Origin of the sequence: Lentzea sp. NPDC058450 (assembly GCF_042721395.1) — a bacterium.
GTDB lineage: Bacteria > Actinomycetota > Actinomycetes > Mycobacteriales > Pseudonocardiaceae > Lentzea.
This window is the reverse complement of sequence record NZ_JBHXLO010000041.1, coordinates 20,104-46,409: the sequence shown is the minus strand read 5'-3', so window position 1 is coordinate 46,409 and position 26,306 is coordinate 20,104. Positions and strand designations below refer to the sequence as shown.

24 protein-coding genes are annotated in these 26,306 nt (G+C 70.9%); 13 read left to right on the top strand and 11 right to left on the bottom strand.

Annotated elements, in window-relative coordinates; all coding sequences use genetic code 11:
- Nucleotides 1–2 precede the first annotated feature (2 nt).
- Together ACFWNN_RS40455 and ACFWNN_RS40450 are read left to right on the top strand one after the other, a co-directional pair.
- Nucleotides 3–866 (top strand): dioxygenase, encoded by an 864-nt coding sequence (locus ACFWNN_RS40455; RefSeq protein WP_382445270.1) that lies wholly within the window; start codon nucleotides 3–5, stop codon nucleotides 864–866.
- Nucleotides 851–1,753 carry a zinc-binding alcohol dehydrogenase family protein gene (locus ACFWNN_RS40450; RefSeq protein ID WP_382445269.1) on the top strand — a complete coding sequence of 301 codons (903 nt, stop codon included), beginning with the start codon at nucleotides 851–853 and terminating at the stop codon, nucleotides 1,751–1,753. The genes ACFWNN_RS40455 and ACFWNN_RS40450 overlap by 16 nt, the downstream gene beginning before the upstream one ends.
- On the opposite strand, the gene ACFWNN_RS40445 is transcribed toward ACFWNN_RS40450, so the two are convergent.
- A complete protein-coding gene (locus tag ACFWNN_RS40445) occupies nucleotides 1,726–3,087 on the bottom strand; it encodes an alpha/beta fold hydrolase (protein ID WP_382445268.1) in 1,362 nt (453 codons plus the stop codon). The two genes, ACFWNN_RS40450 and ACFWNN_RS40445, sit on opposite strands and share 28 nt — an antisense overlap.
- 116 nt (nucleotides 3,088–3,203) lie before the next feature.
- Between ACFWNN_RS40445 and ACFWNN_RS40440 the strand changes: the two genes are divergently transcribed.
- The 4 genes from ACFWNN_RS40440 (at nucleotide 3,204) to ACFWNN_RS40425 (ending at nucleotide 6,966) form a co-directional block, all read left to right on the top strand.
- Nucleotides 3,204–4,646, top strand: a complete 1,443-nt coding sequence (locus ACFWNN_RS40440) for an FAD-binding oxidoreductase (RefSeq protein WP_382445267.1) — start codon at nucleotides 3,204–3,206, stop codon at nucleotides 4,644–4,646.
- Between the two features lie 105 nt (nucleotides 4,647–4,751).
- Nucleotides 4,752–5,399 carry a metal ABC transporter ATP-binding protein gene (locus ACFWNN_RS40435; RefSeq protein ID WP_382445266.1) on the top strand — a complete coding sequence of 216 codons (648 nt, stop codon included), beginning with the start codon at nucleotides 4,752–4,754 and terminating at the stop codon, nucleotides 5,397–5,399.
- A complete protein-coding gene (locus ACFWNN_RS40430; RefSeq protein ID WP_382445265.1) occupies nucleotides 5,396–6,229 on the top strand; it encodes a metal ABC transporter permease in 834 nt (277 codons plus the stop codon). The genes ACFWNN_RS40435 and ACFWNN_RS40430 overlap by 4 nt, the downstream gene beginning before the upstream one ends.
- Entirely contained in the window at nucleotides 6,202–6,966 is a 765-nt protein-coding gene (locus ACFWNN_RS40425; protein ID WP_382445264.1) for a metal ABC transporter solute-binding protein, Zn/Mn family, read from the top strand. The genes ACFWNN_RS40430 and ACFWNN_RS40425 overlap by 28 nt, the downstream gene beginning before the upstream one ends.
- Here ACFWNN_RS40425 and ACFWNN_RS40420 read toward each other — a convergent pair.
- Together ACFWNN_RS40420 and ACFWNN_RS40415 are read right to left on the bottom strand one after the other, a co-directional pair.
- Nucleotides 6,947–8,443 (bottom strand): class I adenylate-forming enzyme family protein, encoded by a 1,497-nt coding sequence (locus ACFWNN_RS40420; RefSeq protein WP_382445263.1) that lies wholly within the window; start codon nucleotides 8,441–8,443, stop codon nucleotides 6,947–6,949. The two genes, ACFWNN_RS40425 and ACFWNN_RS40420, sit on opposite strands and share 20 nt — an antisense overlap.
- Nucleotides 8,440–10,062, bottom strand: a complete 1,623-nt coding sequence (locus ACFWNN_RS40415; protein ID WP_382445262.1) for a CoA transferase — start codon at nucleotides 10,060–10,062, stop codon at nucleotides 8,440–8,442. The genes ACFWNN_RS40420 and ACFWNN_RS40415 overlap by 4 nt, the downstream gene beginning before the upstream one ends.
- Before the next feature lie 79 nt (nucleotides 10,063–10,141).
- Between ACFWNN_RS40415 and ACFWNN_RS40410 the strand changes: the two genes are divergently transcribed.
- Entirely contained in the window at nucleotides 10,142–11,221 is a 1,080-nt protein-coding gene (locus ACFWNN_RS40410) for an acyl-CoA dehydrogenase family protein (RefSeq protein ID WP_382445261.1), read from the top strand.
- Here the strand turns inward: ACFWNN_RS40410 and ACFWNN_RS40405 are convergent.
- Both ACFWNN_RS40405 and ACFWNN_RS40400 read right to left on the bottom strand, forming a co-directional pair.
- Nucleotides 11,202–11,963: a hypothetical protein gene (locus ACFWNN_RS40405; RefSeq protein ID WP_382445260.1), complete on the bottom strand. Its 762-nt coding sequence runs from the start codon at nucleotides 11,961–11,963 to the stop codon at nucleotides 11,202–11,204. The two genes, ACFWNN_RS40410 and ACFWNN_RS40405, sit on opposite strands and share 20 nt — an antisense overlap.
- Nucleotides 11,948–13,051, bottom strand: a complete 1,104-nt coding sequence (locus tag ACFWNN_RS40400; RefSeq protein WP_382445259.1) for a nitrate/nitrite transporter — start codon at nucleotides 13,049–13,051, stop codon at nucleotides 11,948–11,950. Before ACFWNN_RS40400 ends, ACFWNN_RS40405 begins: the two co-directional genes overlap by 16 nt.
- Nucleotides 13,052–13,138: 87 nt before the next feature.
- On the opposite strand from ACFWNN_RS40400, the gene ACFWNN_RS40395 reads away from it, so the two are divergent.
- On the top strand, nucleotides 13,139–13,810 hold the full coding sequence (locus ACFWNN_RS40395; RefSeq protein ID WP_382445258.1) for a DJ-1/PfpI family protein: 672 nt from the start codon (nucleotides 13,139–13,141) through the stop codon (nucleotides 13,808–13,810).
- A 159-nt stretch (nucleotides 13,811–13,969) separates the two neighbouring features.
- Here ACFWNN_RS40395 and ACFWNN_RS40390 read toward each other — a convergent pair whose 3' ends face one another.
- Nucleotides 13,970–14,545, bottom strand: a complete 576-nt coding sequence (locus ACFWNN_RS40390; RefSeq protein ID WP_382445257.1) for a sigma-70 family RNA polymerase sigma factor — start codon at nucleotides 14,543–14,545, stop codon at nucleotides 13,970–13,972.
- 52 nt (nucleotides 14,546–14,597) lie between these two features.
- Here ACFWNN_RS40390 and ACFWNN_RS40385 point away from each other — a divergent pair, with 52 nt between their 5' ends.
- The gene (locus ACFWNN_RS40385) at nucleotides 14,598–15,350 is read left to right on the top strand and encodes a zf-HC2 domain-containing protein (protein WP_382445256.1); all 753 of its coding nucleotides are present in this window, start codon (nucleotides 14,598–14,600) and stop codon (nucleotides 15,348–15,350) included.
- A 5-nt stretch (nucleotides 15,351–15,355) separates the two neighbouring features.
- On the opposite strand, the gene ACFWNN_RS40380 is transcribed toward ACFWNN_RS40385, so the two are convergent.
- On the bottom strand, nucleotides 15,356–16,228 hold the full coding sequence (locus ACFWNN_RS40380) for a S1 family peptidase (RefSeq protein WP_382445255.1): 873 nt from the start codon (nucleotides 16,226–16,228) through the stop codon (nucleotides 15,356–15,358).
- Nucleotides 16,229–16,407: 179 nt separating this feature from the next.
- Here ACFWNN_RS40380 and ACFWNN_RS40375 point away from each other — a divergent pair, with 179 nt between their 5' ends.
- Nucleotides 16,408–17,679, top strand: a complete 1,272-nt coding sequence (locus tag ACFWNN_RS40375; RefSeq protein WP_382445254.1) for a cation:proton antiporter — start codon at nucleotides 16,408–16,410, stop codon at nucleotides 17,677–17,679.
- Here the strand turns inward: ACFWNN_RS40375 and ACFWNN_RS40370 are convergent.
- Complete coding sequence (locus tag ACFWNN_RS40370; protein WP_382445253.1) at nucleotides 17,625–18,059, bottom strand: GNAT family N-acetyltransferase; 435 nt, start codon at nucleotides 18,057–18,059, stop codon at nucleotides 17,625–17,627. The genes ACFWNN_RS40375 and ACFWNN_RS40370 overlap by 55 nt on opposite strands.
- Nucleotides 18,060–18,205: 146 nt before the next feature.
- Here ACFWNN_RS40370 and ACFWNN_RS40365 point away from each other — a divergent pair, with 146 nt between their 5' ends.
- Together ACFWNN_RS40365 and ACFWNN_RS40360 are read left to right on the top strand one after the other, a co-directional pair.
- Nucleotides 18,206–18,778, top strand: coding sequence for an RNA polymerase sigma factor (locus ACFWNN_RS40365; protein ID WP_382445252.1), 573 nt, complete (start codon nucleotides 18,206–18,208; stop codon nucleotides 18,776–18,778).
- Complete coding sequence (locus ACFWNN_RS40360) at nucleotides 18,775–19,803, top strand: CU044_5270 family protein (protein WP_382445251.1); 1,029 nt, start codon at nucleotides 18,775–18,777, stop codon at nucleotides 19,801–19,803. Before ACFWNN_RS40365 ends, ACFWNN_RS40360 begins: the two co-directional genes overlap by 4 nt.
- A 39-nt stretch (nucleotides 19,804–19,842) precedes the next feature.
- Here ACFWNN_RS40360 and asnB read toward each other — a convergent pair whose 3' ends face one another.
- From asnB to ACFWNN_RS40345, 3 genes are all read right to left on the bottom strand, one after another.
- Nucleotides 19,843–21,759, bottom strand: a complete 1,917-nt coding sequence (gene asnB, locus ACFWNN_RS40355) for an asparagine synthase (glutamine-hydrolyzing) (protein WP_382445250.1) — start codon at nucleotides 21,757–21,759, stop codon at nucleotides 19,843–19,845.
- A 20-nt stretch (nucleotides 21,760–21,779) separates the two neighbouring features.
- On the bottom strand, nucleotides 21,780–22,817 hold the full coding sequence (locus ACFWNN_RS40350; protein ID WP_382445249.1) for a phytanoyl-CoA dioxygenase family protein: 1,038 nt from the start codon (nucleotides 22,815–22,817) through the stop codon (nucleotides 21,780–21,782).
- Between the two features lie 131 nt (nucleotides 22,818–22,948).
- Complete coding sequence (locus ACFWNN_RS40345; protein ID WP_382445248.1) at nucleotides 22,949–25,222, bottom strand: M28 family peptidase; 2,274 nt, start codon at nucleotides 25,220–25,222, stop codon at nucleotides 22,949–22,951.
- A 189-nt stretch (nucleotides 25,223–25,411) separates the two neighbouring features.
- Between ACFWNN_RS40345 and ACFWNN_RS40340 the strand changes: the two genes are divergently transcribed.
- Entirely contained in the window at nucleotides 25,412–26,278 is an 867-nt protein-coding gene (locus ACFWNN_RS40340; RefSeq protein WP_382445247.1) for an XRE family transcriptional regulator, read from the top strand.
- Nucleotides 26,279–26,306 lie beyond the last annotated feature (28 nt).

Below are 26,306 nucleotides of genomic sequence, written 5' to 3'. Positions count from 1 at the left end.
CAATGCAGCTCGTCACCGAGGACAACATCACCGCACTCGCGGAGCAGCGCTGGGCGACCGCGAAGGAACCGCGCACCGCCCAGCTCATGACCGCGCTCGTGCGGCACCTGCACGACTTCGCCCGCGAGGTGCGGCTGACCGAGGCCGAGTGGATGGCCGCCATCCAGTGGCTGACCGCGACCGGGCAGATCAGCGACGAGAAGCGCGAGGAGTTCATCCTGGCGTCGGACGTGCTCGGGCTGAGCATGCTGGTCGTGCAGATGAACCATCAGTTCGACCCGGCCGCGACGCCGGCGACGGTGCTCGGGCCGTTCCACATCGACGGCTCCCCCGAGCTCGGCTTCGGCGGTGACATGTCCGATGACGTCGACGGCACCCCGCTCTACGTCACCGGCACCGTGCGGTCGCTCGACGGGACGCCGGTGGCCGCGGTGCTGGACGTGTGGCAGGCCGACGCGGAGGGCGCGTACGAGGCGCAGCTCGACGTGGACGAGGCCCGGTTGCGGGCGAAGTACCGGGCGCGGGAGGACGGCGCGTACTGCGTGCGGACGATCACGCCGAAGGGGTACGCGATCCCGATGGACGGGCCGGTGGGCGCGCTGATCGAGCAGACCGAGATCAGCTACTTCCGGCCGGCGCACGTGCACTTCCTGCTGACGGCGGACGGGTTCGAGCCGTTGATCACGCACCTGTTCGAGGAGGGCGCGGAGTATCTCGACAGCGACGTCGTGTTCGGCACGAAGCAGGAGCTGGTGGTGCGGTTCGTGCCGCAGGAGCCGGGGCCGACGCCCGACGGCGGTTCCTCCGACGTGCCTTGGGTTCTCGCGGAGTACGACTTCGTGTTGCAGCCGTGCGCGCCGCGGTAGTCGTTCGTCCCGGTCAGCCACCGTCGCTCGCTGACCGGGGCGAGCCTTCCGCCGGACCCGGCCAGGTCGTGGTGGACGTGCTCGCCGCGCCCGTCACGCCGTTGGACCTGCTGTGCGCCAGCGGGACGTCGTACTTCGGCGTCCCCGAGACGCCATACGTCCCTGGGGTACAAGGGATCGGGACGGTCGACGGGCGTGCGGTGTGGTTCCCGACGAGTGCCGGGATGGCGCCCGGTGACGGCAGCATGGCCCCGAAGGCGTTGGCGCGGCAGGAAGACCTGGTGTTCCTGCCGGAGGTCGACCCGGTGCTGGTGGCGGCGCTCGGGTTGTCCGCGGTGGCCGCCTACCTGACGTTGCAGGTCGGCGGGCTGGTCCCCGGCGAGACCGTGGTGGTGCTCGGATGTGGTGCGGTCGGGCAGTCCGCGATCCAGTTGGCGCGGCTGCTCGGCGCCGGCCGGGTGATCGCGGCGGCGCGGTCTGAAGTGGGTCGGGAGCGTGCTGAACGGGCGGGTGCCGACGTGGTGGTGCCGCTGGAGGACGTCGGGGCCGCCGCTGCGGGCGCCGACCTGCTGATCGACCCGGTGTTCGGGGAACCGGCCGCCGCGGCCGCGGGGGCGTTGCGGTCCGGTGGCCGGTGGGTGAACCTCGGCGGGTCGGCGGGCGAGACGTCGCCGGTCACGTCGTCCACGTTGCGCAGCAAGTCGTTGCGGCTCTTCGGCTACACCAACAACGAGCTGACCGCGCCGCAGCGCGCCGACGCGATCTCGGTGATCGCGCGGCACGCCGCGGCGGGTGAGCTGACCGTGGACCACGAGGTGGTGCCGCTCGCCGACGTCTCCGACGCGTGGCACCGCACGGGTCACGGCCGGGTCGTGCTCGCCATGTAGTCCCGCACCTTCTGCAGCGTCACCGGGTCGTCCGTGCCGCCGCCGTGGCCGACCCGGTCGGTGACGACGTGGATCGCCTTGCGTCCCAACTGCCTCTGCACCTGCTCGGCCCAGACCTTCGGGGTGGCCGGGTCGAGGGTGTTGCTCAGCAGCAACGTCGGGTGCTGGCTGCGCGACGACACGGGCTTCGGGCGTCCGGTCTTCGGGCCGCCGACGCAGATCGACGTGTAGTTGCTGGAGTTCGTCGAGTAGCCGACGACCGGGGCTGCCTTCCTAGTCGCGGCCAGGTCGCCGCGTGCCTCCTGGACGGTGGAGAGCGCGAACGGCCAGTCGGAGCAGGTGTTCGGGTCGGCGTACTCGAAGCGTTCCGGCACCTCGCCGCCGGGATCCGCCGGGGTCGGGTTGCGGCCCTCGGCGAGGTCGCGCAGCCCCTTCGCCGCCTCGCCGAAGTCGCGCGGGCCGACGATCTCGAAGTAGCGCGTGATCATGGCCTCCGACCAGGGGAAGCCGTAGAACGTGCCGGGGATCTTCGTGGCGGTGCGCTGGGCCTGCCGGAGGACCTCGGCCGGGTTCCGGCCGTGCAGCGCGCAGTCCGGGGTCTCGGCACACCAGGCCGTGAACTTCGTGAAGATCGCCTCGACGCCCGCCGCGGCCGTGGTCATGAACTCGCGGCGGCTCTGGCCGGGGTTCATCACACCTTCGAGGATCGACCGGTCGACGTACTGGCCGAACCGCTCCAGGTAGCGCTCGCCGAGCAGGGTGCCGTAGGAGAAGCCGTACACGTTGATCCGGTCGGCGTGCACCGCCTTGCGCAGCGCGTCGGCGTCGTTCGCGGTGCTGTAGGCGTCGAGGTGCTGGTCGAGGCCCTTCACCCCAGTGGTGCAGGACGACCAGAACGCCTTCTGGTCCTGTTCCAGTCGGCCGAACGCCTGCGCGTCGGTCGGCGGGACGTACGGGATCTTGAGCGCTTTGGCCAGGTCGCACGTCATGGGGTGGCTTTCGCCGACACCGCGCGGGTCGAGCGCGACGAGGTCGTAGCCGGGCAGCGCGCTCCGGAGCGTGCCGAAGGTGAAGTCGCCGGGCTGGCCGGGGCCGGACGGGAAGCCCAGGATCGTGCCCTTGCTGTTCTCGGCCTTCCACCGGTAGACCCGCAGGCCGACGCTGTCGCCGCCGGGCTCGGCCCAGTCGACCGGGACGGTGAGGGTGCCGCACTCGACTCCGGGCGCGACGGGTTTGTCGCACGTGCCCCAGCCGACGTCCGGCGTCGCCGACGCTGCCGGAGTGAGGGTCAGCGTGATCATCGCGGCTGCGACCGCCGCTTTCAGGATTGTCACGACGACCAGAGTGGATCTCCGGTTCGTCCGCCCGCGTCCCGCTGCGGACTGGTGGGCGGATCAGTCTCAGGTAGCACAACCTCCTAGGGGTGCGGGCGTGATCATGGCGTGCCACCATGGACCGGGTGGATCGACGCGGGTTTCTGAAGGTCGCGGGCATCGCCGGACTGGGCGCGCTCGCGGCGTGCTCCACCACGGGCACACCGGTTCCGCCGCCACCGTCCACTTCGTCCGTTTCGAGTGGACCGCCCGACTGGGCCGCGTTGCGGTCGCGGATGTCCGGTCAGCTGGTGCTCGCGGGTGAGGACGGGTTCGCCTACCAGGGCTTCAACCCCGTGTGGGACTCCCAGAAACCGGCCGCCGTCGCCAAGGTGACGTCCGCCGCCGACGTGCAGGCCTGCGTCGAGGCGGTGCGTGGACGGGTCGCGCTCGCCGCGCGCAGCGGTGGCCACAGCTACGCCGGGTACTCGTCGCCGTCCGGTGGTCTCCAGATCGACGTGCGCGGCCTCGCCGGGGTCGAGGTGCTGCCCGGTGACCAGGTTCGCGTCGGCTCCGGCGCCGCACTGAGCGCTGTGTCGAGTGCGTTGGTGGCGGCCGGTCGTTGTCTGCCCACGGGCACGTGCCCGTCCGTCGGCGTCGCGGGCCTCACCCTCGGCGGTGGCATCGGCGTGCTCTCCCGCAAGTACGGCCTGACGTGCGATCACCTCGTGTCGGCTCAGGTCGTCACGGCCGACGGACAGCTCCGCACGGTTTCCGCTTCGAGCGAGCCCGAGCTGTTCTGGGCGCTGCGCGGCGGCGGTGGCGGCAACTTCGGGATCGTGACGGAGTTCGTGTTCGCCACCCTGCCCGCGCCGGACGTCACCGTGTTCTCGCTCTCCTACCCGGCGGGCGCCGCCGCCGACGCCCTGGGCGCGTGGCAGACGTGGATCGCGCAGGCACCGCCCGAACTCTGGTCGAACGTCGTCGTCCGCGGCGGAGCACAACCCTCCGCGCGGATCGGCGGCTGCTTCGTCGGCGGCGTCGGTGCGCTGGCCTCGTTGCTGAACGGCCTGCCGGCGCCGGCGGACCGGTTCATCCAGCCGCAGACCTACGCCGAGGCCGTCCGGTACTTCGCGGGCGGGCCGATCGCGCGCGAGTCGGCCGTGGCGTCGTCCCGCGTGGCCCGCGAGCCGCTGGCGTCGCCCGAGAAGGCCGTCGACCTGCTGGCGGGCCAGTCCGACGAGACCTACCTGATCTTCGACGGCCTGCGCGGCGCGGTCTCCGACGTGGCTCCCGACGCCACGGCGTTCCCGCACCGCACGGCCCTCGCGAACGTGCAGATCTACCTCAAGACCCCGCCGGAGGCCGCCGACGAGGCCCGCACGAAGCTCGCCGCGATCCGCGACGGCCTGGGCGCGCTGACCGGCGACACCGGCTACGTCAACTACATCGACCCGCAGATGCCGCGCTGGGCCGAGGCGTACTACGGCGGCAACCTCGCGCGCCTGCACTCCGTGGCCGCGAAGTACGACCCGGACCGCGTCTTCGGCTTCGCGCAGGCGGTGACGCCGGACCAGTGAGACGACCGGTCCGGCGTTGACCGCGTCCACTGGTCGGACCGCATCGGCCAGAAGTTCCTGATCTCACCCGACCGAGGGAACTGATCACCCGTACGCCACGACTAGATGCTCGTGGAAACGACAGGTCTGCCGGTGCGGCTGGCGGGGGTGAGCTGTGCGCACGGCGGCAGAACCGTCGTCCGCGACGTCTCGCTCGACGTCGCCGCCGGCCAACGCGTGGCGCTGACCGGCACGAACGGCTCCGGCAAGACGACCCTGCTGCGCGCGGTCCTCGGCCTGCACCGGGCGGTCCGCGGCGTGATCGAGGTCGGTGACCGCGAGGCCCGCACCTCCGCCGACTGGAGCAGGCGCCGCCGGGAGATCGCCTGGATCCCGCAACGGCAGGCGGCGGGGCGGTTCCCGTTGCTGGTGGACGAACTGCTGGCGAGCAGCGGCCAGGCCGAACGGGCACGCGTGGCGGCGGGTGAACTCGGTGTCGGAGACCTGGGGCGGCAGCCGGTGCACACGTTGTCCGGTGGTCAGTTGCAGCGGGCCTATCTGGCTCGGGCGCTGGGGTGCGTCGAGGCGGGGGCCGGGCTGCTTCTGGCCGACGAACCCACGGCGGCGCTGGACTTCGAGGGGCAGGCGGCGGTGGCCGGGCTGCTCGCGGGGTTGCCGGTCACGGTGGTGGTCGTGACGCACGACCGGGCCGTGGTGGAGCGCTGCGAGCGGGTCTTCGAGATGGCCGCCGGTGCGCTGCGGGAGATCACGTGATCTTCGAACTGCTCGAACTCGCCGCTGTGCAACGAGCCGCGTTCGCCCTGCTCCTCGGCGCCGTCGCGCTGCCGATCATCGGCGTCGTGATCATCGGCCTGGACATCATGCCGGTCCGGTTCGCCATGATGCACATCGCGTTGCTGGGCATCGCGATCGGTCTCCTGACCGGCCTGGACCCGTTGCTGTGCGCGGTGGTCGCGTGTGGACTGTCCGGCGCCGGGCTCACCCCGCTCGCCCGCAGCCAGTCCGGCCTGTCCGGTGCGATGGGCCTGCTGATGAGCCTCGCCATCGCCGCCGCGCTGCTGGTCCTGTCGATCTCCGGCGTCAACGCCTCGGCCGCGTTCGAGCTGCTGTGGGGCTCGATCCTGGCCACCAAGACCGGCGACGTCGTGCTGCTCGGCGCGTTGGCCGTGATCGTTCCGGCACTGTTCGTGTGGCGCCGCAGGCAACTCGCCCTCCTGCTGCACGACCGTGAGCTGGCGGCGTGCTCTGGCGTGCCGGTCAACCGCCTGACGCTCGTGCTGCTCGTGCTGGTGGCGGTCGCGATCGCCGGGGCGATCCGGCTGACCGGCGCGTTGCTGGTGGACGCGCTGACGTTGCTGCCCGCGCTCGCGGCCCGGCGGCTCGCGCAGTCGCTGACCGGGATGGCGTTGTGGGCGGTCGGGATCGGTGTCGTCGTCAACCTGGCCGGGTTCGCCCTGGCCCTGCTGCTGGACCAGCCTCCTGGTCCGGTCCTCGTGCTCCTGGCGGGCGCTGTCGCGCTCGCCGCTCATTTCCTTCCCGAACGGAGAACCCTCGCATGGCAGTCCGCTTCCTCGTCCCACTGACCGCCGCGTTGTTGCTGGCCGGATGTGGCTCGGCTGCGGCACCCCAGCAGCAGCAACAGACCGGACCCAAGGTCGTGGCGACGACCAGCTGGGAGGCCGGGTTCGCGAAGGCGGCCGGGGCCACGAACGTCACGGTGATCGTGCCCAAGTCCGTGCTGCACGCGCCGGACTACGACCCGAAGCCGTCCGATCTGAAGGCCGTGGCGGACGCGGACTACGTGCTGTACGCGCCGTTCGAGTCGTTCGCGCCGAAGATCACCGACGCGGCCGGGTCGAACGCGAAGAAGGTCGAGGTCGCGCTGGACAACTCGCGCGACAAGGTCAAGGCCGAGGTCACGCGGCTCGGTGAGCTGTTCGGCACGCAGGACGCGGCGCGGAAGTGGATCGGCGACTTCGACGCCGAGTACGCCAAGCTCGCCGGCGAGGTCAAGGCGAAGTGGCCGGGCGGCAAGCAGCCGAAGGTCGTCGCGCAGATGTTCGTCGGGTACGCCGCCGACCTCGCGGGCGCCGAACTGCTCGGCGTCTACGGCCCGGAACCGGTGACGCCGTCGCAGCTCGCGGAGCTCAAGGGCAAGGCCCCCCAGTTCGTCTTCGAGAACTCGCACATGAGCACCGGGACCGTGCTGCCGGACGGCGGCGCCAAGCAGATCGACCTCGTCAACTACCCCGACGACGACAACGACCTGCTCGGCGTCTACCGCACCAACGCCAAGAAGATCAGCGAGGCGCTCGCCTAGCGAGCACTCGGAGGGCGTCGCGGTCGACCTTGCCCGCGGGGTTGAGGGGGAACTCGGGCAGCACCAGCAGGTGCTCCGGGTGCTTGTAGCGGGCCAGCCCGTGCAGGAACTCCCCCAGCCCCGCGACGGTCACCGGTTCCGTCACCACGAGGCAGGCGCACAGCCGTTCGCCCATCAGCTCGTCCGGCACGCCGACGCAGGCGACGTCGCGGATCGCCGGGTGGGCGGCCAGCGCCTGCTCCACCTCGGCGGGACTGATGTTCGCGCCGCCGCGGATCACGATGTCCTTGCGCCGTCCCACGACGCTCAGGTAGCCGTCGGCGTCGAACACGCCCAGGTCACCGGTGCGGACCCAGCCGTCCTCGGTGCGGTACCGGGCGTTGAGGTCGTCGTCCACGTACCGCAACGGGCTCATCGGCCCGCGCGCGATGATCTCCCCGACGCCGCCGGTGGGCACCGGCTGGAGAGCGTCGTCGACGACCAGGATCTCGGCCACGGCGGGGTTCGGGCGTCCGGCGCCGGAACACGGCGGGTCGTCCAGCGCGGTGTGGCAGTTGACGCCGTCCGCCGAGCCGTAGACGTTGACCACGATCGCGTCGAAGAACTCCCGGCACGCCTGCGCGGTGGCCTCGTCGAGCTGAGCACCACCGGGCGCGATGACGCGGATGGACGAGTAGTCGCCCGGCTGGCTGAGGAGCATCTTGAACATCGTCGGCACACCGAACAGGTGGGTGGGTTTCGCCCGCCGGATCAGGTCCACAGTGGACTCCGGGCTGAACTTGCCCTGAAGTACGAGGGTGCCGCCGTGTCTCGCGAGCGTGACCGTCGTGCCGTTGCTGCCGAACGACGACGCCAGCGGCACCAGGAACAACGCCCGCAGCTCCTCCCCCGGCGGGATCAGCCGGCCGACGAACGCCCCGCGCCCGCCGAGCAACGCGTTGTGCGAGTAGAGCACCATCTTCGGCTCGGCCTCCGAGCCCGACGAGACGAGGATGCGCGCCGGGCCGTTGGGATCCGACCGGTGCGGCTCGAACTCCCCAGCCGGAGCCAACAACTCCGCGGTGGACCAGGCCTCTTCGACGTCATCGGCGATCAGCCCGACCGCACCGCTGCGGGTGACCAGCGACCGCGCCTCGTGCTCACCCCGCCCCACCGGGAACGGCAGCACCACCCCACCGGCCGCGGCGACGGCGAGGTCGGCGGCGACCGCGTACCTGCCGTTGGGCAGCTGCACGGCCACGACGTCGCCGGACCGCACCCCTCTGGCCGCGAGGTTGGCCGCCATCCGCAGCGCGAGCTCGTTGAGCTGCACGTAGGTCAGCTCGCCGTCGTCGTCGATCACGGCTGTGCGCAACGGGTCTAAGAACACCCGCACGGCGAACAGGTCGTAGAGGTCGCGATCCGGGTAGTGGCCCTGCTCGGCCCACTCGTGGCGCAGCGCGGCGGGCACGAGGTCGTGGACGGTGGTGGTCGTCATCGGAACCTCCAGGGTGTCAGGACTTCGGGACAACGGTCGGAGTCGAGCCCGACCACGCCGGCGAACCGGGGGTCGGCGGGGATGGAGGCGAGGTCGTCGGTGACGCTCTTGCCGTCGTGCGTCCATCCGCCGTCGCCGAGGAGCGGGCGCCGGAACCCCGGCGCCGGACGGCCGTTCGCCCGCAGCTGCAGCAGTTCGGCGGCGGCCAGCAACGACGACTCGGCGCGGATCGCCTTGCCGGTGCGTTCGCGTTGGAGCAGGGCGGCGACGGTGGTGTAGGCCCCCAGGAGACCGCCCAGCACGTCGAGCAGCGTCATCAGCGACGGCGCCGGGGGTTCGTCGGCGGGGCGCAGGAGTGCGCCGAGGCCGGTGCGGGCCTGGGCCATGAAGTCGGTGCCCAGCGGGGCGTCCGCGAGCCTGTTCGCCCAGCCCGAGGTGTGCACGAACACCAGCCTCGGGTTCACCGAGGCCAGGTCGTGGGCGCCGAGGCCGAGGCGCTCGGCGGTGCCGGGAGCCCAGTTGTGCAGGAAGACATCGGCGGTGCGCACGAGGTCGCGCAGCCGGTCGCGGTCGGCGGGGGCCTTGATGTCGATCTCGACGGCGGACTTGCCGCGGTTGAGGGCGAGCCAGCGGGCGGAGTTGGCGCCGCACATGGGTGGCATGCCGCGCAACGGGTCGCCGCCGGGTGGCTCGATCCGGACGACGGTCGCGCCGAGGAGGTGCAGGAGGTGGGCCGCCAGCGGGGCCTGGACGCGGCGGCCGGCTTCGAGCACGGTGAGCCCAGACAAGGGGAGAACACGCCGCAACTCAGCCTGGGAAACCTTCCGCGCCGTCACCGCAACATCCACTGTGGCCAGTTCGAAGGCCGGCCCACCCGTCGAGTTCGGCTCGTGCAGCCGGCAGATGCTCATCCCCGCCGCACCCGCGTGCTCCACCAACCCGGCGAACGTCACCCCCTCCGCCGCCGCGTGCAACTCCACCGGCAGCGGCGCGGTCGCCGTCGGGTACCGGAACTGGAACGGCCGCCACCCCGCCCCGATCACCCGCCCCTCGACCCCGAGCCCGGCCCAGAACGCCTGCCACACCGCAGGATCGAGCGCCTCGATCTCGAACAGCACCCCGTCCGCGCTGCGGAACGGCGGCCCGCCCGGTGCCAGCGCGGTCGCTTCCGCCTCCGGTGCTCCAGCCGCCGCCAGGTACTGCGAGACGGTGAGCATCGCGGCCTGCGCGACGCTGGTCGTGACGCCGCGAGAGCCGTCGAGCAGCGCCGCGAGCAGTCCCGTGCCGCCCATGACGCCCGCTGCCGTGGCGCAGTAGTCGAGGCCCAGGCCGCGCGGGGAACCCTGGCTGCGGCCGTGCACGTGCATCAGGCCGCACACCGCCTGGGCGCTCGCCTCGTCGGTGACCTCGGGCAGCGGTCCGCCCCAAGTAATCGCGAGTTCGGCGGCGGCCTCGACGTGGGCGGGTTCACCGGCGGCGTCCGGGAACCGGGAGACCGTCGCGCCCGACTGGTGCAGGAGCGCGCCGAGCACGTCGGCCGCGGCCGAGTCGCCGCGGACGGTGATCTCGGTGGCGGACAACGGCGGATCGCTCGTCGTCCGGTCGAGGTGCAGGGTCACGCGGGCCTCCTCCTGGCGGCGACGGTCGGTCGTCCACCAGTCGGACGGGACGCGGTCCGAGTTCCCACGAGGAAGGAAGATGCTGGTGCTGGAACGGGTTTCGGCGTTCGTCCGCGAGCACGTGTGGCCAGTTGAGACAGTGCTCGACGCCGGTGACCGCGCTGAACTGGCTCGGATCGGGGAGTTGGCGAGGTCCGCCGGGTTGTGGGCTTTGCCACTGCCGCGCGAGTTCGGCGGTGGCGGGTTGGGCCTGACGGAGTACTTCTCGTTGGCGGAACAGGAAGGCAGCAGCGATCACGGGCCGGCCGCGCTCGGGTCGGCGTGCCTGCTCGACGTGCGGATGTTCCGCCGGTTCGGCCGGCCCGCAGTCCTGGAACTGCTGAAACCCTTGGTGGCCGGGGAAATCGGCGGCAGCTACGCGATGACCGAGCCGGGTGTCGCCGGCTCTGATCCGGCCGCCGCACGCTCCACCGCCGTTCGGACGAATGACGGCTGGCTCCTGAACGGCCGCAAGTGGTTCACCAGCGGCGCCGGAAACGCCTCGTACGTCACGGTTCTGGCGAGCGGGTCGCTGTTCGTCACGACGGACTTCCGCGTGGTGCGGGAGATCCCGGTGCTGGGCGCGGCCGGTCAGTTCGAGATCGCGCTGGACGACGTGCTCGTGCCGCACGACCACCTGCTCGGCGACGTCGGCGACGGCCTGAGGATCGCCGGGACGCGGCTGGCGCTCGGCCGGACGTTGCGCTGTCTGCGGTGGCTCGGCATGGCCGAGCGGGCGTTCGACCTGATGTGCCGTCGTGCCAACGAACGTCAGGTGCGGGGCAGTGCGCTCGCTGACCGCCAACTGGTGCAACAGCACGTCTTCGAGTCACTGCTGGCCATCCGTTCCGCGCGAGCACTGACCCACCAGGCAGCGGAACTGGTCGCGGCGGAGGAGGACGCGCGCACCGAGATCGGGCTGGCGAAGGTCGCGGCGGCCCGCACGCTGCACCAGGTGTGCGACGCGGCGACCCAGGTGTTCGGGGCGGAAGGCCTGGGCCCGGACACGCCGCTGCCGATGCTCGCGCGCATCGGCCGGGCGGCACGGATCCTGGACGGCGCCGACGAGATGCACGTCTCCGACACCGCCCGCCGTGTCCTCAGAACTCGCGCGAGCTGACCTGCCCGGCCACCATCGCCCGCGCCAGGGCGTAGAAGAACGTGCCCCACACCAGTTCCAGGTTCTCCTGCCCGTCGTACACACCGCCGAGCAACCTGCCGTCGTGCATCGCCTCGCGCAACCGCCCCAACGGCCCCGAGGCGTCGAGCCCCAGCTTGAGCAGCGCGACGGCGGCGATCGCTTCCGCCGAGGTGTCACCGGGATCGCGCCACTCCCGCGCCCGCGCCTCGGCGTCGGCGCGGTAGTCCTCGCCCAGCCACAGGACCGCGTCCGCCGCCGCCAGCAACAACCAGGCACGACCGCGCGGCCACGCCTCGGCCAGACTCAGGTGAGCGTCCACATGGGACCGAGCAAGATCGTGCCGACCGGCCGCGCACAACAACGGCACGACCCCGGCCGCGCCGTCCGACCGGAGTCCGGTGTCCGGCCCGAACGCAGTGCCCCACGGAATCACGCCGTCCACCGCCCGGGAGGCCAGCGACTTCGCGGCTCGCTCGACGTCTCCCCTGCCGTACCAGAAGATCAGCGCCTGCACCACCGTGTCGCTGTCGTGCCAGCCGTCGAGCCTGGCCGTCCACCGAGCCGCGTCCGGATGCCCGCCGAGCCACAACAACCCGGCCCAGCACCCACCCGCCCACGAACCACGGGCTGTGGTGCGCCACCGACCAGAAGCCGAGGCGTACAGCGGAAACCGTTCCCCCACCTGCTCCAGCACGGTCTCGACGTTCACCGCGCCCGCCACGCCACGACAGCCGCCAAAGCGAACTCGACCGCCACCAACACCCACCCGGCGCCGTACCCGACCAACCCGAACAACGGCGGCCCGACCGCGAACCCGGCGAAGAACCCGGCCGACACGAGCGCCGAGTTCCGCCCCAGCTCAGGACCACGGGACGCGGCCACGACCAGCACCATCGAGATGGCGTTGGCCGCCACCGCGCACCCGCCCACGACCACCATCGCGACCCACGCCAGCGCGGGAACACCGGTCCCCAACAGGAGCGGCGCCACCACGGCCGCCGCCGACAGCCAGACCAGCAGCTCCCGGCCCGCCACCCGGGACCAGACGATCCGCCCGGCGATCCCGACCACGCCGAGCACCGCCACCAGCCCGGCCGCGACCGGCGGGCTGAACGCGAGTTCCTCGGTCGCGTACAGGGCGACGTAGGTGTTCACGGCGGCGATGCCGGAGCCGAGCAGCAAAGAGAAGCCGGCCAGACGCCAGATGAGGCCACTCGCCGTGAGGGAAGGAGCAGAAGTGGGGCGCCGAGCCTGGACCGAATCGGCCGGCAGCGCCGAACACCCCAGCGCCGCCACCGCCGCCAGCCCGGCCGCCACCCCGACGGCGAGCCGCCAGTCCACCCCGTCTGCCAGCCACGCCAGCGGCAACCCCGCGACGAACGCCCCCAGCTGCACGCCGGACTGCTTGATCCCCAGCAACAACGGCCGCCGCGCCGCCTCGACCGACACGGCGATCAGCTTGTTGGTCGCGGGATTAGCCAACGCCTGCGGCACACCACCCAACCCCACCGCAAGCACCAGCACGGCGTAATGCGGCGCGACCGCGAACACCGTCAACGCCACCGCACTCGTCGCGAACAACGCGATGATCGCCCGTCGCGGCCCCAGCGCGTCGACAAGAGGCCCGATCACGAGCGACAGCACCACCGCCACACCGAACCCGGCCGTCACGAGCACACCGAGCAACGGCCGCGCGATGCCGAACTCCCGCACCAGGGCTGGTGAAAGCGCTCCCACCAGGAACAACGGCAGCATCGACGCCGTCATCGCCGCCGTCGTCAGCACGGGGACCGCAGCCCGCCCGCGCACGGAAACCTCTTCCACAGCCACTAGTCGCGCCAACGGGCCGAACAGTTCCCCAGGAACCGAACGGGTTTCCCGCCCGACCTGTGAGCCATGGAACGCCGAACCTTCATCCGCGCCTCAGCGCTGTCCCTCGGGCTCACCGGAACCGCCACCGCCACCGCCGCAGCACCGCTGAGAGTCCAGGTGCTGATGTTCGACGGGGTGGAGGAGCAGGACTTCATCGCCCCCGTCGAGGTCCTCGGCCTGGCGGGCCGGATGAGCGGGGCGATCCGGACCACCCTCGTCTCCCCCGACCGCCCGAAAACCGTGACCTGCACGTACGGCACGGAGGTCAAGGTCCCGAACCCCTGGAACCCGGCAGCGGCGGACGTCCTGGTCGTCCCCGGCGGCGGCTACACCAACCGCACCGGACCGGGCGTGCACCGGCTCATCAGCGACCAGGCGTTCCTGCGCCGGCTGAAGGAGTCGAAGGCGCTCCCGGTCGGCATCTGCACGGGCACGATGATCCTGTCCGCGGCCGAGATCACCAAGGGCCGCAACGCGACCACGCACTCGGGCGCCAAGGCAGACCTGGCGGCCCAGGGCGCGACGGTGATCAACGCACGGGTGGTGGACGACGACGACCTGATCACCGGCGGCGGGATCACGTCGGGTCTCGAAGTGGCGCTGTGGCTGGTGGAACGGTTCGCGGGCGCCCAACTGGCCCAACGCGCCGAGACCGTGCTGGAGTACGAGCGCCGCGGCACCGTCTGGCGTCGCTAGTGGCGTGCCCCGGAACGTTGCCGGGGGAATGCGCGGTCAGACGGGTGCGTCGTGGTGCCGCCCCCAGGTCCTCGTACTGGTTGTACGGGGGCGTGGGGGCGGTGCCGCGAGGCGCCCTGCTGAGCGTGGATTACCTCGCCGACGTTCCGGGGCACGCCACTAGACCACGCCGACGTCCTCGTGGCCCTGCCCGTTGATCAGGTCCTCGCGTGCCCTCGCCACCCGCGACCGCACGGTCCCGATCGGGCACCCGGCCACCTCGGCCGCCTCCGCGTACGACAGGCCGAGCACCTGGGTGAGCAGCAACGCCTCCCGCCGCTCAGGTGCGAGGCCTGCCAGCAGGACGTTCAGCTCCACCACGTCCTCGAACCCCGCCGACCGGGCGTGCTCCGCGTACCGGCCGGCGTCCGAGGCCACCTGGAAGTCGGCCGACCAGGCGATCGACGGGCGGGCCACGGCGGCGCGGATGTGGTCCACGACGGTGCGGCGGGCGATCGACAGCAGCCAGGTCCGGGCTGACGAGCGGGCCTCGAAGCTCGGCAGCGACCGCAGCGCGCGCAGGTAGACGTCCTGGGTGAGGTCGTCGGCGACACCGATGCCGCCGAGGTGCGCGACCAGTCGCCACACGTCGCGCTGCGTCAGGCGGATGAACCGCTCCAACGCCTCGCGATCACCGGCACCGGCGGCCAGCGCGCACGCCGTCACCGCCTCGTCGTCACCCCTCGAAGTCGACACGATTCGGCAGAGTAACCCACCGTTCAAGATTGCCGGGAACTGTGAACGGCCAATGACCGACAATGTCCGTGTGGAGTGCTACACCTGCCGCGAAGCCCTGTCCGCGAGACTCGACGGGGAACCAGAGAGCGTGCCCGCCGACCAGGTGGACGCGCATCTCGACAGCTGCGCGTCGTGCCGGGAGTGGCACGACAGCGCCGCCGCGCTCACCCGCACACTGAGGGTGAGGCCCGCCACGCAGGTCCCGGACCTCGCCGCGGCGATCATGGAGGCGGCCCCGCCGGTCGTCCCGGCCACGCCGAAGGGCTGGCTGCCGCGTGGGTTGCTGACCGGGGTCGCCGTAGCGCAGATCACGCTCGGCCTCGCGCAGGTGCTCGGGGTCAGCACGGCGCACAGCGGCCACACGACCGGTGTGGACAGCAGCCACCTCTTCAACGAGAGCACGGCGTGGAACCTCGCGCTCGGGCTGGGTCTCTTGTGGACGGCGCTGCGTCCCGGGGCGGTCACGGGCATGTTGCCCGTCACGGCGGCGTTCGTGGCAGTGCTGATCCCCTACTCCGCCAGCGACCTCGTCAGCGGCACCGCCACGGCGGCGCGGGTGTTCTCGCACTCGCTGCTGCTGATCGGCCTGGTGCTGCTGGCTTTCGTGCACCACAGCGAGCGCGGCCCTGGCGGCCGCACTCCACTCGCGACGGACGAGCACGACACCGCACGCAGTGCGGCCGGCTCAACAGACCGCGCTGGTCGCACTCGCGTGCGGCGCCGGATCAGGCTGCGCCCCGTGAGCAGACGGGACGCGGCCTGAAGAACTCAGCCGATGCTCGCGCCCACCGCGGCGAGCGCACGGGTGACCGGTTGGAAGAACGTCACGCCACCGCGCCGGCAGTCACCGCTGCCGCCGGACGTGAGGCCGATCGCGTTGCCGTTGGCGGTGAACATCGGGCCGCCGCTGTCACCGCCCTCGGCGCACACGGTCGTCTGGATCAGGCCGGTGACACGGCCTTCCGGGTAGTTCACCGTCGCGTTGAGACCGGTGACCCGGCCGGTGCGCAGACCGGTGGTGCTGCCCATCCGCTGCACCTGCGTGCCGACGCGGGCTTCGGCGGCGCGCTGGATCCGCACCTTGCGGCCGTTGCCGGTGTCGACCTCGCTCGGCGCCTGAGCGTTGCGGTCGTTGTAGGTGAGCAGGGCGAAGTCGCCGTTGCCGGGGAACGTCGACCGCACGACGGTGGCGACCGCACGGCCGCCGGGGTTGAGCGAGAACTGCCTGCCCGCCGCCGTGCAGTGCCCTGCGGTGAGGATGGCGGGGCGGCCGTCGTCCGTCTCGACGTTGAACCCCAGCGAGCAGCGGCTGTTGCCGGCGAAGATCGCGTCGCCACCCTCGGCGAACAGCCGGAACGTGCCTTCGGTGCGTTGCAGCTTCACCCCGGCGCCCATGGACTTCACCGTGGACACCAGGTTGTCCCACTTGGCGCCTGTCACCGTGCTGTCGGCGGTGACGAGGACCTCGTTCGTCGTCGGGTTCACCGCCCAGGCGGTGCCCGCCACGGACGCCTTCTGCCGCAACGTCTCGGTGGCCTGCGCGGGAGCGGTGCGCTGCTCCGGTGCGGCCTGACTGGCGGTGAACGTGGAGGCGGTGATCGCCACGGCCACGAGCCCGACGGCGCCGGCGATCAGTTTCACCCTGCCGTTGCTATCGCGGTGTTTGCCCATGTGGCGTCCTTCCGTTACCGGACTGAGATCCGCTCATGTCTGGGTGTACGTACAGCGCGGCGTTCCGGTTTAGGTGAATCGTCGGGGTCGAGACGATCGGACCGTCCCCAGAAAATGTCCTCTTAGGACACAACCGCCAAGATGGGCCCATGAACTCGCTGTTGCTCGCCGCCGCGTTCGCCATGGTCGTCAGATCGCTCGCGGCCAACCGGCTGGACCGCTGGTACCTCGGTGCGCCGCTGGTCATGGTGCTCGCCGGGGTCGCGGTCGGGCTCGCGGAGCCGAGCGGCATCGCCGAAGGCCTCAACACCGAGTCGGTGCAGCACGCGGCCGAGATCATCCTCGCGGTGCTGCTGTTCGTGGACGCCACGGAGGTGCGCGCCGGACGGCTGTGGGGCGCCTACCCGGGACTCGTGGCGCGCGTGCTGCTCGTGGCGATGCCGATCAGCATCGCCCTGGCCGCGCTGCTCGGCTGGCTGCTGTTCCCGAGCCTGTCGTGGGCGGTGCTGCTGCTGATCGCGTGCGTCGCGGTGCCGATCGACTTCGCCCCCGCCGAACGGGTCGTGCGCGATCGTGCCCTGTCCGCGCGGGTGCGCAGCACGTTGAACGTCGAGGGCGGCTACAACGACGGCCTCGTGTCGCCGTTGTTCCTGTTCGCGCTGATCCTGGCCGGGGACGACACGCAGGAGCGCACGCCGCTGGAGGCGCTCGGCACGGTGCTGCCGTTCGCGGTGAAAGCGCTGGTCGCGGGCGTCGTGATCGGCGCGCTGCTCGGCTGGCTGATGGACCTCGCGCACCAGGCGAACTGGGTGAGCGACCAGTCGGCGCGGGTCGCGGTGCTGCTCGCGCCCCTGCTCACCTTCACCGCGACGGTCGCGATCGACGGCAACGGCTTCGTCGCGTCGTTCGTCTGCGGCATCGCGTTCCGGTACGTGCACCGGCTGCTCAAGGCCCGCCGCGTTCGCACCGGACGGGCCGAGGCGCGCACGGACGCGCTGAACAGCGACCTGCACCTGCTGGAGGACGTCACGGGCCTGCTGACGATGACCATGTGGTTCGTGGTCGGCATCGCCGCCGTGCTGACGTTCTACCTGGGCGTGCCGTGGCAGGTCGTGCTGTTCTGCGCGGCCGTGCTCACCGTCGTCCGGCTCGGCCCGGTGTTCCTGGCCTTCACCGGCTCTCGGTTGAAACGCCGCGAGCGGCTGCTCGTCGGCGCCTTGGGCCCGCGCGGCACGACGACGATCGTCTTCGGGCTCCTGGCGTTCAACCGGCTGCCGGAGGGCAACGCCGCCGACGTGGTCCTGATGATCACCGTCGGGTGCGTGCTCGGCAGCGTCCTGCTGCACGGGGTGGGCGCGACGCCGTTTCAGAGGCTCTTGGCGAAGTGGAACGCGGGGATGACGAAGCCCGACGCCAGGTAGAGGCGGTGCGCGTCGTGCCGCGGCGTGCCGGAGTCGAGGTGGACGCCCACGCAGCCCAGGCGGCGGGCCTCCTCGTCGACCCAGCGCAGCAGGGCGCCGGCGTGGCCCTTGCCGCGGGCGTCCGGCAGGGTGCTGAGGTCGTCGATGTAGAGGTGCGAGCCCGCGTACAGGCTGTTCAGGTGCCGGAACCCGGCCAACGAGACGACACGGTCCGCCTCGTACGACACGACCAGGCGGTAGCCCTCCCGACGTTGGGCGCGGACGAGCTCGACGAACTCGTCCGGGTCGGTGAGGTGCGGGCGGAGCTCACGCATCACCTCGTAGGCCTGAATCGTCTGACCTGCGTCGAGTTCGGCGATGGTGCGGGTCGAAGTGGTCACGGTGAGGATGGTCGCGCGACCAAGTGGCCTTTCAGAAGACCCAGTCAGCACGTAAACCAAGAGACCACTCAGCCGCAGCCCTGTGAGCTGGGTCTCATTCGTTCGGATCAACGGGACGCGAGCGGCCCCTCACGACAACTCCTATCGTGACCCGCATCGCCGAGCAGGGGCACCGACCCGACCTGGCCGCGCAGGACCCGAAGGAGGTCTTCGCGTGGCTGTTCGACACCTACGCCGGGCAGATCCGCGCCTACCTGGCGGGACGGGCCGGTCCGGACGCCGCGGACGACCTCGTCGCCGAGACGTTCCTGGTCGCGCTGCGAAGACGCGGGACGTACGACCCCGCCCAGGCCACCGCCCGCAGCTGGCTCTACGGCATCGCGACGAACCTGCTGCGCAACCACGTGCGCCAGGAGGTCCGCGGCCTGCGGCTCACCTCACGGGCCGCGGGCGCCGAACCGGCCACCGAGAACCACGACACCGCCGTCGCCGACCGCGTGGACGCCGCCGCCCGCATGCGCACCCTGGCCGGCGCGCTCGCGAAGCTCGGCGAGCAGGACCGCGACGTGCTCCTGCTGACCTCGTGGGCCGGGCTCGAACCGGCCGAGGTCGCGGACGCGCTGGGCGTGCCGGCGAGCACGGTCCGCTCGCGCCTGCACCGGCTGCGCGGCCGCCTGCAGTCTCTGCTCACGAACTCCACGGAGGACGCACCCCGATGAAAGAGCTCGACGAGGCATTCGAGCTGCTGCACCGCGACGCCCGCGAGGCGCCCGGTGACCTCGCCGGTGCCCGTGCGCGACTGATGGCGGAGCTCGACGGGGTGACGCCGATCAGACGCCGCCGCAAGTGGCAGGTGCCCGCCGCCGCGGCCGCGGTCGTGCTGGTGGCCGGGGCGGTCATCGGCGTGAAGGTCCACAACGAACGCACACCTGAGCTCACGGTGGCTTCCGTGCTGGACCGCGCGGCGAACGCACTCGACGTCGGCGCGGTGGACAAGGTGGTCAGGCCCGGCCAGTACCTGCTGCGGCAGGAGCACGTGTGGTCCGAGCGCACGACGAACACCAGGCCCGACAGCAGCACCGGCTACACCTACCGGATCGAGCAGCGCAACAGCCGCTGGATCCCGTACGACGACTACGACGTCTGGCAGGAGTCGCGCAAGGTCCTGAGCACGGAGTTCGTCGCGTCGAACCTGCCGGGTGGGGCGGCCCCGCCGATGCAGGCCCAGGACACCGACGACGGCACGTGGTTCGGCCCGTGCGCCAACTTCTTCCCGAAGTCGAAGCCGCCGAAGGTGTGCGGCGACAGGACCGACTGGGACAGCCCGGCGTTCTACGCGCAGATGCCGCGCGATCCCGACCTGATCCACGCGACGTTCGAGGCGTTCCGGCAGATGCGCGGCGGCGGATCGGACACGGCGTTCAACTACGCCGTCCAGATCCTCTCCGCCGGCATGATGCCCGCGGACCTGCGGCCGCACTTCTACCGGGCGATCGCGAAGATCCCCGGCATCGTGGTCCTTGACCAGGCGACCACTTTGGACGGTCAGCAGGGCGTCGCACTGGGCCTCACGACCGAGCGCGAGCGGCGCGAGCTGATCATCGACCCGGCGACCGGCGAGTTCATCGGCGAGCGCACGATCGCGGGCGAGCAGCCGTACCCGCTGTGGATCAAGCCGGGCACCGAGACCTACGCCCGGTCGATCACGACGTCCGTGGTGAACGGGCTCGGCGCGACGAAGTAGAAACCGGGTGGGGCTCCCCCGACAAGAGCCCCACCCGGTTCACCGCGCGGGTTTCGCCAGCAGCTGCGACGGCGCCCGCCTCGGTCGCGGGTCCACGCTCCCCGTCACGAAGATCTCGAACCAGAGGCAGAACACCAGCACGGTCCAGATCTTGCGGCTGTGGTCCGCGACGTTCTCCCGGTGCTCCTTCAGCAACCCGCGCACGAGGTCCAGGTCGAGCAGGTGCCCGGCGCGTGAGGTGTCGAGCAGGTGGTGCGCCCACTCGTACATCTCGGAACGCAGCCACACCCGGATGGGCGTGGGGAACCCGAGCTTCACCCGGTTCACGACGTGCGGCGGCACCACGCCCTCCAAGGCCCGGCGCAGCGCGTACTTCGTGTCCTGCGAGCGCGGTGGCAGCTTGAGCTCGCGCGGGATCGTCGCCGCCACGTCGAACACCGCGTGGTCGAGGAACGGCACCCGCACCTCCAGCGAGTTCGCCATCGACATCCGGTCGGCCTTGACCAGGATGTCGCCGCGCAGCCACGTGTAGAGGTCGACGTACTGCATCTTCTCGACGTCGTCGAGGTGGCGCGCCTCCGCGTAGACCGGCCCGGTGACGTCGGTGTAGCTGACGGACGGGTCGTACTGTCGCATGAGGACGGACTTCTCCGCCTCGCTGAACATCCGCGCGTTGCCGTAGTAGCGTTCCGCGATCGGTGTGGTGCCGCGCTCGAGGAAGCTCTTGCCCTTGACGCCGTGCGGGATCGCCTTCGACACGGCCTTGAGCCCGCGCCGCACGCCCTCGGGCAGGCCGCTGACCGCCTTGAGCGACAACGGTTCCCGGTAGATCGTGTAGCCGGCGAAGAACTCGTCGGAGCCTTCGCCGGACAACGCGACCGTGACGTGCTCGCTCGCTTTCTTGGCCACGTAGTACAACGGCACGAGGGCGGGATCGGCCACCGGTTCGTCGAGGTGCCAGATGATCTCGGGCAGCGCGTCCATCATCATCTTCGCGTCCACCACGACCGGGTGCGTCGTGACGCCCAGAGCGCGGGCGGTCTCCTGGGCCACCGGCAGCTCCGAGTAACCCTCGACCTCCAGCGCCGCGGTGAACGTGAGGATGTCCGGGTTGATCTCGCGGGCCAGCGCGACGACCGCCGTCGAGTCGATGCCGCTCGACAGGAACGCGCCGACCGGCACGTCCGACCGCATGTGCAGGCGCACGCTTTCCCTGAGTGCCTCCCGAATCCGGGCGTAGAGCCGTTCGGGATCGTCCTGCGGGGCAGGCCGGAACTCGGGCCGGTAGTAGCGGCGGACCGCGAGCCCGTCCTCCGGCCGGTAGGTGAAGCACTCCCCCGAGCCGATCCGCTTCACGTCGCGGTGCAGCGTCGCCGGTTCCGGCACGTACTGCAGCGTCAGGTAGTACGACAGGCTCGCCGGGTCGAGCGTGTGGTCGCCCCACGCGCAGAACGGCAGCAGCGCCTTCTTCTCGCTGGCGAAGTACACGCCGTCGTCGTTGACGAGGTGGAACAACGGCTTGATGCCGAACGGGTCGCGGGCGCCGAACGCGATCCGCTCCCGGCGGTCCCAGATGACGAACGCGAACATGCCGCGCAGCCGCCGGACCGCCGCCTGCCCCCAGTGGTGGTAGGCGGCGACGATGACCTCGGTGTCCCCTTTCGTCGCGAACGTGAGCCCGGCGGCGATCAGTTCATCTCTGAGCTCCACGTAGTTGTAGATCTCGCCGTTGAACGTGATGACATAACGTCCGTCCGCGTATTCGAGCGGTTGCTCGCTGTGGTCGACGTCGATGATGGACAACCGTTTGAATCCCATCACCACCTCGTCGCCGACCGTCGTGAGGCCGGTGTCGTCCGGGCCGCGGTGGTGCAGGGTTTCCAGGGCGCGTCCGATGGCGGTGGTCTTGTCCTTCGCCGAACCGCGCGCGCAGATGTAGGTCAGCAGTCCGCACATGGGAATGGAATCGTCCTCGCTCAGGGAATCAGGGCGGGAATGCTGGAGTCGAGCAGGCCGCGACCGGCCAGTTCCCCGTACAGCGGAGTCGTTTCCGGGAAATGCCCCCAGGCGTGGTCGCCACTGCCGTCTCCGGCGTTTCCGAGCAATTGTCGCTGCACCGGTGACGTGTACTTCCACCACGGCTGCTCGGGCAGGTCCTCGACCTCGTCGCGAATGTGGATCCACCGCTGGGTGTAGCCGAAGAAAGCGACCTTGCGGGTCACGTCCGAGTGGTTGTCGGAGCGCGCGTGCCAGATGCGGCGGTCGAAGAAGAGGACGTCGCCGGGCTCGACGAGCACCTGCATCGCACCGGCCGGCGTGGGCCACTCGACGTTGCGCCGCGGCGGGCCCGGCAGCCAGTTGGTCCTGTGGCTACCAGGCACGATGGTGAGGTTGCCGCGGCCGGGGTGCGACACGTCGGAGAACCAGTAGGCGAGCTTCACCGACAGCCGCGGCCGCGGGTCCGTCTCGATTTCCCGGTTCTGCCGGCCGCCGTCCTGGTGCCAGTGCCACCAGAACGGCTTCTCCTCCTTCACCCGCGGATGCACGTCGATGTGCGAGTGGTAGACGTGGGTGTTCCAGCCCAGCATCGACCAGACGTACCCGAAAACGGCCGGGTGGTCGAGCAGACCGGCCAGATCCGGGCAGTGCGTCACCGCGCTCAGCAAATGCATGGGCTCGCCTTGCGGGTGCTGTTCGTAAAGCCGGTCGATCGCACCGCGGTAGAACTCGACCTCGTCGCGAGAAAGAGCGCCGCGAATCAGCAGGTAGCCGTCCTCTTCGAACTGCTCGCGTTCCGCCTTGGTCATCGTCGTCCAGGCAGCATTCATCACGGGTGCGTTCACGGAAAGAGCCTTTCGGGTCCGAAGAAGCGTTCCGGGTTCGATGCCCCGGCGCATTTCGATTTCAAACCCGGGCAGCCCGGAAAAGCGAGTCTTTGTGGGATGGGTCTCAAGGTGCCGAAAACGCGGGACGCACCCGGCGGCGGCGGACAAGCGAACTTCATCGTTCTGCAACAGTCCACGAAGGTCGCGCTCGCAGCCAACCTCCGGACGATTCGGCGCGTCGACACGGGTATGACCACGGACATGGGTGAGGGCCCCGGCGCACCGGGGCCCTCGTCATGCGGATCGACGTGTCGGCACGGCTACGGGGCCAGGTTCAGGCCCCACGTGTCGATGGTGCCCACGTCGGACGCCGCGAGGTCGCGGACGCGCAGCTTCCACGTGCCGTTCGCGGCCTCGCTCGACAGGTCGACCGTGAACGTGCGGTCGATGTTGTCCGCCGAACCACCGGTGCGGTTGTGCAGCGTGTACGACGTGCCGTCCGGTGCGACGAGCGCGACCGTGAGGTCACCGATGTACGGGTGCACGATCCGCACCGTGACCACGGAGGCCGTGGACGGCGTGGCGGAGCAGCCCGAGATGACGAGGTCGCTGTCGACCGCGGCACCCGCGTCCGGGATGGACACGTCGTTCGGGTTGGTCCCGGTGCAGCTGCCGCCACCGCCGCCCGTGACGGTCAGGGTGTAGGTGGCGGTGCGGTTCGCCGTGCCGGCCGCGGTGACCGTCACCGGGTAGGTACCGGCGGGAGTCGCCGCGGTGGTGCTGATCGTCAGCGTCGAGCTCGATCCCGTTTGGACGGACGCCGGGCTGAACGAGGCCGTCGCGCCGGAGGGCAGTCCGGACGCCGACAGCTGCACGGTCTGCGCGGAGCCGCTCACCGTGGCCGTGCCGACCGCGGCGGAGACGGACGAGCCCGCCGCCACCGAACCGGACGTCGGCGACACCGACACGGAGAAGTCCTGCGTCGGCGTTCCCGTGCCGACGGCGGACTTCCACAGGGTGTAGGCGATGCCGTCTACCGCGCGGTTGAGGTGCGTGTCGCTGATGTTCGCGGTGGTGTCGCAGGACGCGTGGTAGCAGGGGTCGAACGCGGCACCCGAGGTACCGCCCCACTTCGTCGCCTGGGCCGCGGTCTTGCGGGCGCTCGCGCCCATCGCGTAGCCGGACGCCGGGATGCCCGCGTTGGTGAAGGACGCGTCGTCGGACCGGTTGCGGCCCTCGGTGTTCTCCTCCGGCTGCAGCCCGAGCGAGTCCCAGTACGCCTTCATGTGCGTGGACTGGGTGCTCGTGATGTTGTTGATGAAGTAGCCGCCGTTGGTCGAGCCCACCATGTCGAAGTTGTGGTAGGTCTTGATCTTCGTGCGCTCGGCGGACGGCAGCTGCGAGACGTAGAAGCGCGAGCCGTTGAGGCCCTGCTCCTCGTCGGTCCACCAGCCGAAGCGGACCTTGTTGGTCATCGTCGGGTTGAGGCGGGCGAGGACGAGCGCGGTCTCCAGCAGCGCCGCCGAGCCCGAGCCGTTGTCGTTGATGCCGGGGCCCGCGGACACGCCGTCGAGGTGGGCGCCGAACATGTAGACGTTGTTCGCGTTGCCGCCCGGCCACTCGGCGATGACGTTCGGACCGGCGCCGCTGGTGCAGCCGCTCGTGCAGGGCTGCTCGGTGACGGTGTAGCCCGCCGCGGTGAGCTTGTCCTTCACGTACGTCACCGAGGCGCGGTAGCCGGCCGACGTCGAACGCCGGTTGCCGCCGTTCTGCGAGGCGATCGTGCCGAACGCGGTCAGGTGCGCCTTGACCGCGGCGATGTCGATGTCCGGGATCTGCGGACCGGTGCCGCCGGTGACCGTCAGCGTGTAGGTCGCGGACCTCGTGACGCTGCCCGCGGCGTTGACCGTGATCGGGTAGGTGCCGGACGAGATCGACGCGGTGGTGCTGATCGTGAGCGTCGAGTTCGAGCCCGTCTGGACGGACGACGGGCTGAACGACGCGGTGGCGCCGGCGGGCAGGCCGCTCGCGGTCAGCGCGACGGACTGCGCCTGGCCGTTCGTGGTCTGCGTCTGCACGGTGGTGGAGGCGGACGACCCGGCGGCGACGGTGCCGGAGGTCGGCGACACGGCGACGGAGAAGTCGTTCGCGGGCGTCGAACCGCCGAGGTTCAGCGTCCAGGCGTCGATCCGGCCGACGTCGTTGTTGGCGTTGTCGTTGACGCGCAGCTTCCACGTGCCGTTCGACGTCTCGCTCGACAGGTTGACCGTGTAGGTCTGGTCGATGTTGTCCGCTGAGCCGCCGGAGCGGTTGTGCAGGACGTACGCCGAGCCGTCCGGGGCGATGAGGCTGACCTGGAGGTCGCCGATGTAGGTGTGCACGATCTTCACCGGCACGGTGGCGGTCGCGGACGGCGCCGAGGCGCAGCCCTCGATGAGGATCGACGACTCGACGGTCGTGTTGTCACCGATCGCGACGTCGCCGTCGTTGGTGCCGGAACACCCGGCCGCGAGCACTGGGGTGGCAGGGACGGCCAGCGCCGCGGTCACCAACGCCGTCATGGCCGTGGCGAGGAGGGATCTTCTTCTTCGCACTTGTCGGGCTCCTTCGCAGGGATCGCAGGGTCACGCGACCGTAGCTGTCGTTTCGGCGAGCGGCATCCGGTCGTTCGGATGGTTGTCGGCACGGTTCGCGCGCGGCTGTCCGTTTTCACTTTTAAGTCCCGGCTTCCGTTGCGCCATCAGAGGGATAGCGTCGGGTGAACCCTGCCCGAGGAGACAACGATGTCGCTCCCGATGCCCGACTTCGCCGACGTCCTGCGCGCGGCCGTGGTGGCACGCGGCCTGTCCCTGGAACGGATCCGCTCGCACCTCGCCCTGCGCGGGGTGTCGGTCAGCCTCGCGACTTTGAGCTACTGGCAAACGGGCCGCAGCCGTCCCGAACGCCGTGCCTCCCTCACGGCCGTTGGGCACCTCGAAGAAGTGCTGGGGCTGGAGTCCGGTGCGCTGTCATCGTTGTTGGCCCCCGCGTTGCGCGGGAGTCGTCGAGTGGCCCGGCTCGGTGAGTTCTGGCCCGTGCCGTCGGTGATCGAGGACGTCGTGGGCGGCGTCGACACGCGGTGGGACTCGCGGCTGACGCGGATCAGCCAGCACGACCGGGTCGCCGTGGGGGCCGACCGGGGTGAGCGGTCGTACGTGTCGCGGCAGGTGTTGCGGGCGGAGGAGGACGGGCCCGACCGGTGGGTGGTGATCCTGCACCTCGACGAGCACGACCGGGCGTTGCCTTCGATCACGCCGTTGCACAACTGCCGGCTGGGGCGGGTGGTGACGCGGCCCGCGGACGGGTTGCTGGTGGCGGAACTGTTGTTCCGGGCGCCGTTGCGGAGGGGGCAGACGGTGATCACCGAGCACGCGCTGGAGAACGCCGCGCCTTGTCCCCTGGCCACGAACTACTCGCGCAAGTTCCGGCGGCCGGTGCACGAGTACGTGCTGGAGGTGACGTTCGAGGTGCCGCCGCGGAGTGTGCGGAGGGTGGAGCAGGACGCAGAGGGTGAGCGGACCACCGGGGTGCGCGTGGACGAGGGCGGGTCGGTGCTGGGGGTGGCGTTGAGGTTCGGGCCGGGGTCCTACGGGTTCGAGTGGACCTGGTGAGCAGTAGCCCGCCAGGTCCACCCTCCCT